Genomic DNA, 14,545 nt, shown 5'->3' on the forward strand with positions numbered 1-14,545 from the left:
TAGGGCACGCACCGAAACGTGCCCGCAAATGCTCATCTATGATATGGGCTGTTTATAAGGCGCGTAAAGGATGCTGTTTCTGATTTTGCAGGGATGCTATCGAAAAACAGATCGCTTCGATACTGCGAGCGTAAAAGGAGTGCAGAATGAGTGAAGGCAACGGCGGGGATGTTGCGGAGCCCGCAAAGGATGAATCTCTTTTTGCACCGCTGTTTCGTGTAAAAGGCGTGATTTTTGCCAGCGTCGTGCTGATTCCCTGCATTCTGGCGCTGGACTTGCCAATCTGGTTTCGTGCCGCCCTGCTCATCATGGTGCTGATTGGAGCGGTCTGGGTTTCCAGTGCAACGGGTGACGATGAGCCAGCTCGCAAACAGGAGCAAAAAAAACAGATCAACGAGATGTCGGACGTGTCGGGCGCGCGTCTCGCCGATCTTCTGACCGATCCGATGATTGTCTTTGATCATCGCGGCACGGTGCTGTTTGTCAATGCCATGGCCATGGATGCATTTCAGTCGCTTGAGCCTGGAACGGCCCTTTACCTGCGCTTTCGTGCACCGGAAATGCACAGGCTTATTCAGAGCGTCATTACCGATGGCGAACCACGCAGCATCGATTATTTTGAGCGTGTGCCGATTGATCGGTGGTATAAGGCGATGGTCAAGGCTTTGCGTGATGCTGACGGCAAGCCGGAACTCTTCGTGTTGCTGTTTCGCGACCAGAGTGAAACCCGCCGCATCGACCGCATGCGCTCGGACTTCATCGCGAATGCGAGCCATGAATTGCGGACGCCGCTTGCATCGCTGCTTGGCTTTATTGAAACCTTGCAGGGGCCTGCACGCAATGATGCAGCCGCGCGCGATCGCTTTCTGGGTATTATGCAAAAGCAGGCCGAGCGCATGTCGCGGTTGATTGATGATCTTTTGTCACTCTCGCGTCTTGAAATGCGGGCACATCTGGCGGTGACCGAATGTGTGGATATGACGGCAGTGCTCAATCATGTGGCTGATACACTAAGCCCGCTTGCGGCAGGTCTTGACGTTACGATTGAGCGCCATTTGCCGGACCATCCGGTCAATGTCACAGGTACGCGTGACGAACTCATTCAGGTCTTCCAGAACCTGGTAGAAAATGCCTGCAAATATGGACAGGGTGGCAAGCGGGTAATCCTGCGTCTTGATGAAGAACAGACAGAGCTGGGGCAGGAACTGGTTGCATCCGTGCAGGATTTTGGTCCCGGTATTGCAACTGAGCATCTGCCGCGCCTGACGGAGCGCTTTTATCGTATCGATGTGGAGACAAGCCGCGCACAAAAAGGCACGGGCCTTGGCCTTGCTATCGTCAAACACATTCTGGCGCGCCATCGGGGACGCCTTGTCGTGCGTTCGCAACTTGGTGAAGGGTCTACGTTTGTTGTGCGTTTGCCAAAGCGCGCATAATAAAATGGTTTCAATCAGGATTACAGATAAAGAAAAACCCCGGAGCAGGGTGCTGCCGGGGTTTGATATTGAGCAATGTTTGCGCGTTGCATCAGCGGGCGCGGCGACGCTCTGCCGTTGGCTGGAAAGCCAGCTTGGAATGATAGCTGCAATAGGGGCTTGATTCACCGGATTCACTGCCGCAGAAATGGAAATCTTCATTAAGCGGATCGCCGATTGGCCATTTGCAGGTGCGTTCGCTGAGCTGCAAAAGCGTCAGCTTGCGCGAAATCGGAACCACAACGTCCGATGCGGGGCGTACAACGCGCTCCGCTACAGCATCAGCCACATATTCCATCTGAAGTGCAGTTGCGCCAACGGTCTGCGTAACTGTTGCGGTGCGGATGGTGGTGGTCGCCTGCGGGCGGCTGGTACCGGTGCTATTGCTTGTTGCTGCAGGACGCGGGGTCGCTGCAACGGTGTTCACTTTTTTACTGCGTGGCGCTGCCGTGGTCGTTTTGCCGCGGCCCGAAAGCTTCAGGCGATGCACTTTACCGATCACTGCGTTGCGGCTGACGCCGCCAAGCTGCGCTGCGATCTGGCTTGCACTCAAGCCTTCGTTCCATAATTTCTTCAGCAGTTCGACGCGCTCATCTGTCCAGTTCATCGCCCTGGGCTCCAATCAATTTTCGTTATCCGGAATCCACTCGCGTTTCCGGATTGCTCCGGCCACAATTACTATATCTATCCGGGTGACTAGGTCGGTCGCACGAAATGTAGTTTTAACTTTAAAAAAGAAACTACAATATCGAACGACTCCATGACAAGGGATAGCCTTGTCAGGCGGATTCCATTTTTATGGTTTTCCCCAACTTGGGTGATAATGACGGTTTTTCTGAGTCAGCTTTGCCCATTTAGCAAGCATTTTTCATGGATGGTACCCGTCAGGGAAAACGTCTCAGGGGTATATATCCACCTGATCCACAGAATGCCACCCCCGCGCTGCATGACACCTATCTTATATAAGGTGTGTTTCCGGCATGAGTTCATGCATAAAGATGCATGATTATCCGGGTCGGCTTTGATTGACATTTTTTTTGTGAACGCCAATATACGCGCGGGATTAAACAATGCCGCCTTGAGGGCGGTTTTTTATTTCCACTTTAGTATGGGAAACGCTGCCTGGCCGGCCCTTGCCGGAGGCGCTGCAATGAAAAGGCTAATGGAGGCCTGCTGCAATGACCAACGTTACGACTGTGCAACCGCTTTACGACACATATAATCGTGCGGCTTTGCGCTTCGAGCGAGGTGAAGGCATCTGGCTTATTACCGAAAGCGGCGAGCGTTATCTCGATTTTGCGGCTGGCATCGCGGTTAATGCGCTGGGCCATTCTCATCCGCATCTGGTGAGTACACTCAAAGAGCAGGCTGATAAGCTTTGGCATCTGTCGAACCTTTATGAAGTTCCGGGTCAGGAAAAGCTGGGTCAGCGTCTGGTCGACGCGACTTTTGCGGACAAAGTATTCTTTACCAATTCCGGTGCGGAAGCACTTGAATGTGCGATCAAGACTGCGCGTCGCTATCATTATGTAAATGGCCATCCTGAACGCTTCCGTGTCATTACCTTTGAAGGTGCATTCCACGGCCGCACGCTGGCAACGATCGCCGCTGGTGGTCAGGCCAAGTATCTTGAAGGTTTTGGCCCGAAGGTCGATGGTTTCGATCAGGTTCCATTCGGCGATGAAGCCGCATTGCGTGCAGCCATCACCGATGAAACGGCAGCAATTCTGCTTGAGCCTGTGCAGGGCGAGGGCGGTCTGCGCGGTTTCCCTGAAGAGTTTATGCGCCTTCTGCGCAAGATCTGCGATGAAAAAGGTCTGCTGCTGATCCTCGACGAAGTGCAGACAGGCGTTGGCCGGACCGGCAAACTCTTTGCGCATGAATGGTCGGGCATCACGCCAGACATTATGGCAGTCGCCAAGGGTATCGGCGGTGGTTTCCCGATGGGTGCTTGCCTTGCAACGGCTGAAGCTGCCAAGGGCATGACGGCTGGTGTGCATGGCACCACTTATGGCGGCAATCCGCTCGCTATGGCCGTTGGCAATGCCGTGCTCGATGTCGTGCTGGCCGATGGTTTCCTGGAAAATGTGCAAGAAACAGCACTCACCATGAAGCAGGGCCTTGCATCGATCATCGATCGTTTCCCGAATGTCATTTCGGAAGTGCGCGGTCGCGGCCTGCTGCTGGGTATCAAATGTGTTGTTCCAAACGTGGCACTTATTCAGGCTCTGCGCGACGAGCATCTGCTCAGCGTCGGCGCTGGCGATAATGTCGTGCGTATTCTGCCTCCGCTGGTGACAACACCGGAAGAAGCGCGTGAAGCATTGGCACGTATTGAAGCAGCCGTTGAACGGCTTTCTGTCGCAAATCCGACCAGCAAGACGGCATAAGATCATGGCGAACAACGGTATCAAGCACTTCATTGACCTCTCGACGGTTCCAGCTGACGAATTGCGCGCGATCATGGAAGACGCAAAGGCACGCAAGGCGCGCCTGAAGGCTGGCGAGATCGAAAAGCCTTTCGCAGGCAAGGTTCTGGCAATGATTTTCGAAAAGCCGTCCACGCGAACCCGTGTGTCGTTTGATGTTGGTATGCGTCAGCTTGGCGGCGAGACGATCATGTTGACCGGTTCGGAAATGCAGCTCGGTCGCAGTGAAACCATTGCAGATACGGCCAAGGTGCTTTCGCGCTATGTTGACGCGATCATGATCCGCACAACATCGCATGATCGGATGCTGGAACTGGCTGAATATGCAACCGTTCCGGTTATTAATGCACTGACCGACGACACACACCCTTGTCAGATCATGGCTGACGTTCTTACATATGAGGAACATCGCGGCTCGATCAAAGGCAAGACCTTTGCCTGGATGGGGGACGGCAACAACGTCTTGCATTCGCTTGTGGAAGCTGCGGCGCGTTTTGATTTCAACGTCAATATCGCAACGCCGGAAGGCAGCGAGCCGAAGCAGCAATATATTGATTGGGCAAAGGCAAACGGCGCGAACATCACGTCCACAGCGGACCCTGATCTGGCGGCACGCGATGCAGATTGCATCGTGACCGACACTTGGGTTTCCATGGGGCAGGAAGATCATGCTCGTGGCCACAATGTTTTTATGCCCTATCAGGTGAATGCTGATCTGATGGCTAAAGCTGACCCTCAGGCGCTTTTCATGCACTGCCTGCCCGCACATCGCGGAGAGGAAGTGACCAATGAGGTGATCGACGGCCCGCAATCGGTCGTCTTCGATGAAGCTGAAAACAGGCTTCACGCCCAGAAAGCTATTCTGGCGTGGTGCCTGCAAGGCAGCTGATTGGGAGCATAATTTGTCTGACAAGATCAGCGCAGAGCAAAATGAAGCTGAAGTCGTTCATATTGATCTGAACAATTTCGACTTCGCAGGCGATGACGCCGTTGTGCCTTTCCAGGTGGAAGGGCTCGACGTGCGTGGTCGCGCGGTACAACTGGGCGGCACAATCGACGCCATTCTGAAACGCCATAACTACCCCGAACATGTCGCACGCCTTCTGGCAGAAGCAACAGTTCTGACCACGCTTCTTGGCACATCGCTGAAATTCGAAGGGAAGTTCATTTTCCAGACGCAGTCCGATGGGCCTGTCGATATGCTGGTCGTGGATTTCCGCACACCGCATTCTGTGCGTGCCTATGCACGCTTTGATGCCGAACGTGTCGCGGAAGCGGTGAGCGCTGGCAAAACCCGTCCTGAAGAACTTCTTGGTCGCGGAACACTTGCTTTCACGGTCGATCAGGGCGCGCATACACAGCGCTATCAGGGCATTGTTGCGCTGGATGGATCAACGCTGGAAGAGATCGCACGCACCTATTTCCGTCAGTCGGAACAGATAGCGACCGATATGCGGCTGAGCGTTGCAAAGCTCGTTGAGCGCGACAGTGATGGTAAGCTTGTCGAGCGCTGGCGCGCTGGTGGTCTGATGATCCAGTTCCTGCCTGAATCGGAGCTGCGCGCACGGGTGCCCGATCTTCCGGGTGGTGACGGCGATGAGAACACCGTTGTTCTTGATCTTGAAGATGACGGATGGGATGAAGCGCGTTCGCTGGTCGGAACAATCGAAAGCTCGGAACTGACCGACCCACAGGTTGGCTCTGAACGTTTGCTTTACCGTCTGTTCCACGAGCGCGGTGTGCGTATCTATGAAGCGATCCGTGTTGAGGACAATTGCTCATGCTCGCGCGACAAAATCGAAGGCGTGTTCAATAATTTCTCGGCGGAAGAAATTCAGGACAGCATTCAGGACGGCAAGATTTCCGTGACGTGTGAATTCTGCTCAACGACCTATGAGTTCGATCCTGCACAGTTTGCGAAGTAATATTATGAAAAAGGCGCTTTGAAAAAAGCGCCTTTTTTAATTCAGTGTTCGCCTTGTTTCAGGAATATCCAGAGAAAAGGCGGGAATATCGACTTCAAAGGCACTCCCATCCGGTAATTGCATTTGATAGCGCCCGACCATAACACCGGATGTGGTGCTGAGAGGGCAACCGGATGAGTATTGATAAGAATCGCCCGGATTAAGTGTGGGTTGCTCGCCGATGACGCCAGCACCCTTCACCTCTTCGATGCGGCCATTGCCATCGGTAATCTGCCAGTAACGTGAGCGCAGCTGAACGGTCTGCGATGAATTGTTGGCAATGGTTATCCGGTAGCCCCAGACATAGCGATTTTCGTCCGGTTCGGACTGGTCTTCGAGATAAAACGGTTCAGCCGTTACCTCAATATCCCGCGTTACCGCTCTGTACATGCATACCCGCCTTTAAGTCTTATCAAACATACTACATAAAGCTATCGCCAAAGTTGCGCGGGAGGTCAACGAATTGATGCCGACAAATGCATTGCAATTGCCGAAATGTTCCGGCAATTGCGTCGTTTAGGCATCAATCTTTAGCGCGCGGCTGCAAGCGCTTCCAGCACGTCCTCAACCAGATCATCCTGGTCTTCCAGACCGACAGAGATGCGCAGCATACCATCTGAAATGCCGAGTTCCGCGCGTGCTTCGTCCGTGAGGCTCTGATGTGTCGTTGTGGCCGGATGAGTGATGATGCTCTTTGCATCGCCCAGATTGTTGGAAATGCTGAACACCTGCAAAGCATTTTCGAACTTGAACGCAGCTTCCTTGCCGCCTTCGAGTTCCAGCGCGATCAGTGTCGAGCCGCCAGTCATCTGCTTGGCGATGATGTCGGCCTGCGGGTGATCGGCGCGGCCCGGATAAATGACCTGCTTCACACCTGCCTGACCAGCCAGTGCATTGGCCACGGCTGCGGCAGATTGCGTCTGCTGACGCACGCGAACGCCGAGCGTTTCAAGACCTTTCAGCATGATCCATGCATTGAACGGGCTCATGCCGGGGCCGGTATGACGGAAGTAAGGCTGGAGAACTTCTTCGGTCCATTCCTGATCGGAAAGAATGATCCCGCCCAGACAGCGGCCCTGACCGTCAATATGCTTGGTGGTCGAATAGACGACAATATGCGCGCCGAGTTCCAGAGGCTTCTGGTAAAGTGGCGTTGCAAATACGTTATCAACGATCAGCTTTGCGCCGATTTCATTGGCAATGTCGGCGACAGCTGCAATGTCGATCACCTCAAGCGTCGGGTTTGACGGGCTTTCGAGCAGCATGACTTTGGTGTTCGGACGAACAGCCGCTTTCCAGTTTTCAATCTTTGAGCCGTCGATGATCGAAAACTCAACGCCATAGCGAGGCAGAAGCGTTTCAATGATGTAACGCGACGAGCCGAAGACGGCGCGCGCACAGATAACATGCTCGCCCGCCTGTACCTGACAGAGAATAGAGGCGGCGACGGCTGCCATGCCGGATGTGAAAGCGCGCGCATCTTCCGCGCCTTCGAGCGCGCACATGCGCTTTTCAAACATATCTGTGGTCGGGTTGGCATAACGCGAATAGATGAACCCCGGATCTTCGCCCTTGAAGCGGGCCTCGGCAGCTTCTGCTGTCGGATAGAGAAAGCCTTGCGTCAGATAAAGGGCTTCTGACAACTCTGCAAAGCCCGAACGCAGCGATCCTGCATGAACGAGCTGAGTTGCCGGGCGAAACTTACGGGTAGTCTTATTCGTCATTTTTCCAACCTGTCGAAAGCTGGTCGGCCGGGGCCTGGAAATGCCTCGGCGGCCAATAAAAAACCGGCCTCGCGAACACGCAAAAGGCCGGTAACGAACCGCGGCCTTATTTTAGCGAATTCTTTAACGTGGCTGCAAGCCGGCCGGCCAAATCACCACGGAACACTTTTTCCTTATGCCTCTTGAGCGGGGCCGTCAATGCTTGAAGAAGAGCGAAGAATAGAAATTGGCGCGTAGCGATCCTGTTGTTGCAATTTAAAGCTGGGGAAACTGGCTAAAAAAGCGTTAAAAAGCTGGTCTTGATTATTATGAGCGGTCAATGGTCATAGACCGATTTTAAGTAATTCACGGAGTTGAGTGGCATGACGCAGAGGGAAGCAGGCATTCTGGCAGATGCGGATATTGCAGCACTCTTTGAAAGCGGTTTGCTCAAATCTGCGCGTCCATTGGATGCTGATCAGATTCAGCCTGCAAGCCTCGATTTGCGGCTGGGTGCGAAAGCCTATCGTGTGCGCGCATCCTTCATGCCGGGTCCGGGCACGCCGGTCATCGACAAGCTGGAACGCTTAAAACTCCATGAGATCGATCTGAGCGCTGGAGCGGTGCTTGAAACTGGCTGCGTCTATATCGTGCCATTGCTTGAAAGCCTGTCACTGTCGCCGGAATTGTCTGCATCCGCCAATCCGAAAAGCTCGACCGGTCGCCTTGATATTTTCACCCGCGTTATCGCCGATGGCGCGCAGGAGTTCGACAAGGTGCCTGCTGGGTATAATGGCCCGCTTTATCTTGAAGTCAGCCCACGTACTTTCCCGATTGTTGCGCGCACCGGCTCGCGGCTGTCGCAAATTCGTTTCCGTCAGGGACGTGCGCAGCTGACTGAAGCAGAACTTGCAACACTGCATCAGAATGAAACGCTGGTGGCGGCAGAACAGCCAAATATTTCTGGCGGCGGTATCGCACTCTCGGTCGATCTTTCGGGCGATAAAGACAGGCTGATCGGCTATCGTGGCAAGCACCACACGGCGGTTGTGGATGTCGATCAGCGTGCGGCACATGATGTTCTCGACTTTTGGGAGCCGATCTATGATCGCGGTTCGCGTGAATTGGTGCTCGACCCGGATGAGTTCTATATCCTCGTTTCGCGCGAAGCAGTGCATGTGCCGCCGCTTTTTGCGGCTGAAATGACGCCTTTTGACCCGCTGGTCGGCGAATTTCGCGTGCATTATGCAGGCTTCTTTGATCCGGGCTTTGGTCACACCGCTGCTGGTGGAACGGGAAGCCGTGCGGTTCTGGAAGTGCGCAGTCATGAAGTCCCGTTCATTCTCGAACATGGCCAGATTGTCGGCCGTCTTGTTTATGAGCATATGTTGAATCGCCCGAAGGCGCTCTATGGTATCGATCTGGGATCGAACTATCAGGCGCAGCAACTCAAGCTCTCCAAGCATTTCAGGTGATTGCGTTCTTCCTGATCCCGTTCATATAAAGTGGGATGTGGTGGAGGACAGCTCAGGTGAAAAAAGGGAAGGATGAGGTTCGGGAAACAACGGCAGATGCGCCATTGCGCCGTCTATCTGTCGGTATCGTTGCGCTGCCCGGCTTTACGCTGACGGCACTCAGCCTGTTTCTCGATCCGTTTCGCCTCGCAGCCGATGATCGCGATAAAAGCCGCCAGATCCGTTGCGCCTGGAAAATCTGCACCTTATCGGGCGATCCGGTGACATCCAGTTCCGGCATGGTGATCGAGCCGACCGCTCCGCTGGGGGCGCTCGATGAATGCGATTATGTGGCAGTTGTTGGTGGCCTGCTTGCACAATACCGTCCGCGCCAGCAGGCATTGGTTGATCTGATCAAACGCGCAGACAAGCGCGGCAAGACTGTGGTCGGCCTTTGCACGGCTGCCTTTCTGCTGGCCGAAAGTGAGTTGCTTGACGACCGTAATTGTTGTGTGAGCTGGTTCCATCGTGATGATTTTCTTGATCTTTTTGATGGCTATACTGCCGATACGACAAGTCTTTTTCATCGCAGTGGCCGTCACTATACCTGCGCGGGGGGCTTGGGCGCGGCATCGCTTTCGCTGTCGATCATCCAGAATGAAATCTCTGAGGAACTGGCCCGTAAAAGCGCGTCTATCCTGATGATCCCTTACGAACTGGTGCGTTCAGAACAGCCGGCATTGAGCTTTAACGGCGTTCGCTCGCCGATGATCCGCAAGGCGATCCGCATTTTCGAGGAAACGCTGGAAGAGCCGATGCCGATGATCGATGTGGCGCGAAAGCTTGGCATTTCGGTGCGTCAGATGGAGCGCGGTTTTCGCATGGCCGTGGGGCGAACGGCGTTTGAGGTGCGCGAAGAATTACGGGTCAAGAAGGCGCGCGAGCTTTTGTCCGAAACCGGGCTATCGTTGCTGGAAGTTGCCGTCGCCAGCGGATTTACCGATACGCGCAGCATGAATCGCTCCTTTGTTCGTCAGAAGCAAAAGCCGCCCCGCGATTATCGCAAACAGCGGTGATTTTCTAAGTTTACTTGCGAATCCCGCTGCGAGCACCTATTTTCCGCGGCGAAACTGCCACTTTGGCAGGTGGCAGAATACTGGAGATTTGCATGTCTGATGGTGTGAACCGATTTCTTGGCGATACGCCCGCGCGCGTGCTGATCAAGCTTGTCCTGATCTCGCTGGTGGTGGGTGTGGTGATGAGCGCATTCCACTGGACGCCTTATGACATTCTTTATGGCATCCGCGATTTTGTTCTGCGCCTTTGGAATATGGGCTTCTCTGCCATCGCAGGCTTTGCCGATTATCTCATCCTTGGTGCAGCTGTTGTTATTCCCGTCTTTATTTTGCTCCGAATCCTGAGTTATCGCAAATAAGCGATAGTCCGGGAAAATGAAAATGCAGCAGAACAATAGTTTCACTCTTTCGCGCCGTGGATTTCTGATTCTTGCCGGCGGTGCGCTGGCTTATGCAGCCCTACCGAAGGGCTTTGCTGAAGCTGCTGCGGGCGACGTTGATCCAACGGCCTTGTTCAATCAGATCCGCAAGGCCAATGGCCTGCCATCCATGACGACCGACAGCAAGCTTGAGAAGGCGGCCCTTTATCAGGCGCGCCGCATGGCAAGCTTTGGCAAGATCGGCCATTCGGTCGGTTGGGGCAATGGTTTTGTCTCGCGGCTCAAGCAGGCCGGCATTCGCGGTCCTGCGGCGGAAAATGTTGCGGCTGGTCAGCCCAATACGCAAGCCGTGTTTGATGCCTGGATGAAATCGCCGGGGCACCGCAAGAACATGCTCGATCCGACATTCGGACATTACGGGCTGGCATGGGCCACGCCTGAAAACAATCCCCGTCGCATTTACTGGGCCATGGTGCTGGGGCTTTAATCCTGCTGACATAAGGTTGTCAGGGCTGCGACAATGCGGTGGCGGAATTCGCTGTCGCTTTGAATGATTCCAGAATAGAGCTTTCCCTATAAGCGCATCTTGAGACGTGGCAAGCGGTTGTCGGATAAGATGCGCTTTAGAAAAAAGATTGGAATTATGGGAAAGCCGGGGATCAGATGCTGCACGATAAGAGCATTGTTTCCAGACCTTTTGAAGTGACGCATCGCATGGTGATGATGATCGCCGTGCCGATGACATTGGCTGCTGTCACCACACCTTTGCTTGGGCTGGTGGATATGGGGGTGGTCGGTCAGATGGGGCAGGCTGAGCTGATTGGTGGCCTCGCTATCGGCGCGCTGGTGTTCGACTTTCTGCTGACCATGTTCAGCTTCTTGCGCTCAGGCACCACCGGACTTGTGGCGCAGGCGGTTGGTGCGGAAGACAAGGCCGAAGAACAGGCAATTTTCTGGCGTGCGATCATTATAGCGGTTGCCGCCGGTCTCTTGATGATCCTGAGCCTGCCGCTCGTGCTGACCATTGCGTCTGATTTCATTCATCCCACGCCTGCCACGCAGCAAGCGATGGCGACCTATGTGTCGATCCGCATGTTTTCAGCGCCGGTCGCACTCATTAATTATTCAGTGCTTGGCCTTCTGCTGGGGCGCGGGCAGGGCATTCTGGGCCTTAGCCTTCAGGTGCTGATTAACGGCATCAATATCGTGCTCTGTGTTGTGCTGGGACTGGAACTCGGCTGGGGTGTGTCCGGTGTTGCATGGGCGACCGTCACGGGCGAAACGGTCGCTGCTATCGTCGGTCTTGTGCTTGTGGCACGCCACTTCAATCGCTCGACGGGACGTAAACCCGACTGGACGCGCATCTTCGACAAGCAAGGTCTGGTGCGGATGGTTGCGCTTAACCGCGATATTATGATCCGCTCGATTTTGCTGCTCACAGCCTTTGCTTATTTTACGCGGGCAGGTGCAGAACTTGGCACAGTAACACTTGCGGCAAACGCTGTTCTGATGAATTTCTTCCTTATCTGCGGCTTCTTTCTGGATGGCATGGCAGCCGCCGTTGAGCAAATTGTGGGGCGCTCAGTTGGCGCGCGCTACAGCCCGGCTTTTGTGCGCGGTGCAAAGCTCACCTTCGTCTGGGGACTGGTCATGTCCGGCTTGATTGCGTTCTTTTTGCTGGTGTTTGGCGATTCCATCATTGATCTTCTATCGAAAGCAGAAGATGTGCGTGATGAGGCCATCCGATATTTGCCATGGGCGGCTCTGACGGGGCTTACGGGCCTCCTCGCATTCCATATGGATGGGGTTTATATCGGCGCAACATGGTCGCGCGATATGCGCAACATGATGTTCTTCTCGCTGATATTCTTTTTGGTCGTTCTTTATGCAGTAAAGCCCGTGATGGGAAATCACGGGCTTTGGCTGGCAATCAATCTGTTTTTGTCCATTCGCGGCATCACGCTTCTGGCGTTGCTGCCGCGCAGATATAAGGCAGAATTCTTTAAGCCCTAATCAGATAGGCGGCGCGCGGCCCATTCCTTTGTGTCGCGGTCGCGAAGATCAGAAATGCTGGTGACACCTGCGGCCTTTACAGCCTCAGAAAGCCCGCGCACGATTTCCGATGCGAGGCCCGGACCGCGATAAATCATGCCAGTGTAAAGCTGGATGAGATCAGCACCCGCTTTGATTTTTGCAAGCGCCGTTTCAGGGCTATCAATGCCGCCAACGCCGATCAGGGGCATATCTGCACCGACGCGCTCGCGCATACGGGCCAGAATGATCGTCGAACGTTCAAACAGCGGCGCCCCGGAAAGACCTCCGCTTTCTTCGCGGTTTTCAGCGCTGTTGAGACCATTGCGCGAGAGCGTGGTGTTGGAAACGATAATCCCGTCAAGCTTCTGCTCAAGGGCAACCGCTGCAATATCATCAAGCTCTTCGTCGGTGAGGTCCGGTGCGATTTTCAGAAACACAGGGCGCTTCAGCGTGCACATCTTGCCTTCTTCGTCGCGTGCGGCAAGCACACGGGAGAGAAGCTCGCGCAGCGCATCGCGCGATTGCAGATTGCGCAGACCCGGCGTGTTGGGCGACGAGATATTGACGGTGAAATAGCGCGCCAGCTGATAGAATTTGCGAATACCGGCAACATAATCGCCGATACGATCCTCAGCATCCTTGTTGGCACCGATATTGACGCCGACAATGCCGCTCTTGCCAGCGCGCTGCGACAGGCGCTTGAATGCTGCATCATGGCCTTCATTGTTGAAGCCAAGACGATTGATGACAGCGCGGTCATCCACCAGGCGGAAAATGCGCGGGCGCGGATTGCCGCTCTGCGGACGTGGCGTGATGGTGCCGACTTCCGTAAAACCAAAGCCGATTTTCAAAAGCGCATCCGGCACTTCGGCATTTTTGTCAAAACCTGCCGCCATGCCAACAGGATTTGGAAACTGCAACCCTGCAATCTTGACCGACAGCGCCGGGTCCTGCGGACGGCTACAGGTAACAATACCCGTTTTTAGTCCTGCGATGGACAGACCATGCGCTTGCTCGGCGTCGAGCGTAAACAAGGCACGTCGCCCAAAAAGTTCAAAAAGCCCGCTCATTTGTCCTCAAGCTCCGGGAAAATATGGAGACCATTTTCATCAAGCAGCAATGGCTCAACCTTCACGACCGCTGAGAGTGGCAGCACCGCATAAAGATGCGGAAACAAGGCGCCGCCGCGTGAGGTTTCGTATTTCAGCGCGTCGCCTAAAGAGGTCGCATCCACGCTTACCAGCAGCAGATCCGCTTGCCCGGCAAAATGTTTGGCGGCTGTTTCGCGCACCTGTTCATGGGTGGAGAAATGGATATAGCCATCGGCAACATCAACCGGTGCTCCGGTAAAAGTACCAGCCTGTTCTGCCTGCGCCCAGAGATCGCGCGGGGCGATCTTGTAGATGGTCGTTTTGGTCATGGCTGCTCTCTATCCCGAATTTATTTTAAAATCAAAGCATGACTTGTTCGTTTTTCTTGCATAGCTCCCATATGATGGGGGGCAGGATCGGAATAAGCCGATAGGAGATTTGACTATGTCTGGCCAAAACATGCCTTTGCTTCGCACACTCGTCGCTGTTTCATTTCTTGGCACGGGCTTTATAGCCAGCAGTGCTTATGCGCAGGATAATGGGCGCTATCGTATTGAAGGCACGGAAACCGGCTATGTGCGGCTGGATACGCGCACAGGTGCGCTTTCGGTCTGCAATGAGCAGCAGGGGCAGCTCATCTGCAAGATGGCAACCGAAGATCGCGAAGCATACGAGAACGACATTTCGGATTTGCAGGACCGCGTGAAAAAGCTTGAGGACAAGCTTTCAGCGATTGAATCGGGCGCTGCATCCGCCACGCCTTCCAAGCTTCCCTCCGAGGCAGAGTTTGAACAGTCGCTTGGCTATATGGAACGCTTCATGCGCCGCTTCATGGATGTCGCCAAGAGCTTTGACAGTGAGCCTGAGAAGCCAGCAGCTGGCACGCAGCAATAAGCGTATGCTGCGAACGTAGCTCTTGCGCGCCATCGCTGAAAATGC

Annotated in this window: 15 protein-coding genes and 1 riboswitch; of the genes, 10 read left to right on the forward strand and 5 right to left on the reverse strand. The window is 54.4% G+C overall.

Annotation, left to right across the window (positions count from 1 at the left end):
- The first annotated feature begins 146 nt into the window (after nucleotides 1-146).
- On the forward strand, nucleotides 147-1,436 hold the full coding sequence (locus ABE527_RS02860) for an ATP-binding protein (protein WP_499696072.1): 1,290 nt from the start codon (nucleotides 147-149) through the stop codon (nucleotides 1,434-1,436).
- A 91-nt stretch (nucleotides 1,437-1,527) separates the two neighbouring features.
- Here the strand turns inward: ABE527_RS02860 and ABE527_RS02865 are convergent, their stop codons facing one another.
- The gene (locus ABE527_RS02865; RefSeq protein WP_265982943.1) at nucleotides 1,528-2,082 is read right to left on the reverse strand and encodes a GcrA family cell cycle regulator; all 555 of its coding nucleotides are present in this window, start codon (nucleotides 2,080-2,082) and stop codon (nucleotides 1,528-1,530) included.
- Between the two features lie 571 nt (nucleotides 2,083-2,653).
- On the opposite strand from ABE527_RS02865, the gene ABE527_RS02870 reads away from it, so the two are divergent.
- Genes ABE527_RS02870 through ABE527_RS02880 form a run of 3 tightly spaced genes read left to right on the forward strand, consistent with a single transcriptional unit; the run spans nucleotide 2,654 to nucleotide 5,829 of the window.
- Complete coding sequence (locus ABE527_RS02870; RefSeq protein WP_499696073.1) at nucleotides 2,654-3,865, forward strand: aspartate aminotransferase family protein; 1,212 nt, start codon at nucleotides 2,654-2,656, stop codon at nucleotides 3,863-3,865.
- A gap of 4 nt (nucleotides 3,866-3,869) precedes the next feature.
- The gene (gene argF, locus ABE527_RS02875; protein ID WP_499696074.1) at nucleotides 3,870-4,793 is read left to right on the forward strand and encodes an ornithine carbamoyltransferase; all 924 of its coding nucleotides are present in this window, start codon (nucleotides 3,870-3,872) and stop codon (nucleotides 4,791-4,793) included.
- Between the two features lie 13 nt (nucleotides 4,794-4,806).
- Nucleotides 4,807-5,829, forward strand: coding sequence for an Hsp33 family molecular chaperone (locus tag ABE527_RS02880; protein WP_499696075.1), 1,023 nt, complete (start codon nucleotides 4,807-4,809; stop codon nucleotides 5,827-5,829).
- Between the two features lie 36 nt (nucleotides 5,830-5,865).
- On the opposite strand, the gene apaG is transcribed toward ABE527_RS02880, so the two are convergent.
- Nucleotides 5,866-6,258, reverse strand: coding sequence for a Co2+/Mg2+ efflux facilitator ApaG/CorD (apaG, locus tag ABE527_RS02885; RefSeq protein WP_499696076.1), 393 nt, complete (start codon nucleotides 6,256-6,258; stop codon nucleotides 5,866-5,868).
- A gap of 140 nt (nucleotides 6,259-6,398) precedes the next feature.
- A complete protein-coding gene (locus ABE527_RS02890) occupies nucleotides 6,399-7,592 on the reverse strand; it encodes an O-succinylhomoserine sulfhydrylase (RefSeq protein ID WP_499696077.1) in 1,194 nt (397 codons plus the stop codon).
- Between the two features lie 88 nt (nucleotides 7,593-7,680).
- Nucleotides 7,681-7,761, reverse strand: a riboswitch (SAM riboswitch).
- A gap of 193 nt (nucleotides 7,762-7,954) precedes the next feature.
- Here ABE527_RS02890 and ABE527_RS02895 point away from each other — a divergent pair.
- The 5 genes from ABE527_RS02895 (at nucleotide 7,955) to ABE527_RS02915 (ending at nucleotide 12,494) form a co-directional block, all read left to right on the forward strand.
- Nucleotides 7,955-9,046 (forward strand): 2'-deoxycytidine 5'-triphosphate deaminase, encoded by a 1,092-nt coding sequence (locus ABE527_RS02895; protein ID WP_499696078.1) that lies wholly within the window; start codon nucleotides 7,955-7,957, stop codon nucleotides 9,044-9,046.
- A gap of 35 nt (nucleotides 9,047-9,081) precedes the next feature.
- Nucleotides 9,082-10,101 (forward strand): GlxA family transcriptional regulator, encoded by a 1,020-nt coding sequence (locus tag ABE527_RS02900; RefSeq protein ID WP_499696079.1) that lies wholly within the window; start codon nucleotides 9,082-9,084, stop codon nucleotides 10,099-10,101.
- Nucleotides 10,102-10,193: 92 nt separating this feature from the next.
- Complete coding sequence (locus ABE527_RS02905; RefSeq protein ID WP_187546315.1) at nucleotides 10,194-10,460, forward strand: DUF6460 domain-containing protein; 267 nt, start codon at nucleotides 10,194-10,196, stop codon at nucleotides 10,458-10,460.
- A 22-nt stretch (nucleotides 10,461-10,482) separates the two neighbouring features.
- Nucleotides 10,483-10,968: a CAP domain-containing protein gene (locus ABE527_RS02910; RefSeq protein WP_499696080.1), complete on the forward strand. Its 486-nt coding sequence runs from the start codon at nucleotides 10,483-10,485 to the stop codon at nucleotides 10,966-10,968.
- Between the two features lie 176 nt (nucleotides 10,969-11,144).
- Entirely contained in the window at nucleotides 11,145-12,494 is a 1,350-nt protein-coding gene (locus ABE527_RS02915; protein ID WP_499696081.1) for an MATE family efflux transporter, read from the forward strand.
- Here ABE527_RS02915 and ABE527_RS02920 read toward each other — a convergent pair.
- Both ABE527_RS02920 and ABE527_RS02925 read right to left on the reverse strand, forming a co-directional pair.
- Nucleotides 12,491-13,585 (reverse strand): quinone-dependent dihydroorotate dehydrogenase, encoded by a 1,095-nt coding sequence (locus ABE527_RS02920; protein WP_499696082.1) that lies wholly within the window; start codon nucleotides 13,583-13,585, stop codon nucleotides 12,491-12,493. The two genes, ABE527_RS02915 and ABE527_RS02920, sit on opposite strands and share 4 nt — an antisense overlap.
- Nucleotides 13,582-13,935 carry a DUF952 domain-containing protein gene (locus ABE527_RS02925; protein WP_499693424.1) on the reverse strand — a complete coding sequence of 118 codons (354 nt, stop codon included), beginning with the start codon at nucleotides 13,933-13,935 and terminating at the stop codon, nucleotides 13,582-13,584. The genes ABE527_RS02920 and ABE527_RS02925 overlap by 4 nt, the downstream gene beginning before the upstream one ends.
- A 115-nt stretch (nucleotides 13,936-14,050) precedes the next feature.
- Between ABE527_RS02925 and ABE527_RS02930 the strand changes: the two genes are divergently transcribed.
- The gene (locus tag ABE527_RS02930) at nucleotides 14,051-14,500 is read left to right on the forward strand and encodes a hypothetical protein (RefSeq protein WP_499693425.1); all 450 of its coding nucleotides are present in this window, start codon (nucleotides 14,051-14,053) and stop codon (nucleotides 14,498-14,500) included.
- Nucleotides 14,501-14,545: the final 45 nt, after the last annotated feature.

Origin of the sequence: Brucella sp. TWI432 (assembly GCF_039674445.1) — a bacterium.
In the GTDB taxonomy this organism is placed as follows: domain Bacteria; phylum Pseudomonadota; class Alphaproteobacteria; order Rhizobiales; family Rhizobiaceae; genus Brucella; species Brucella chromiisoli.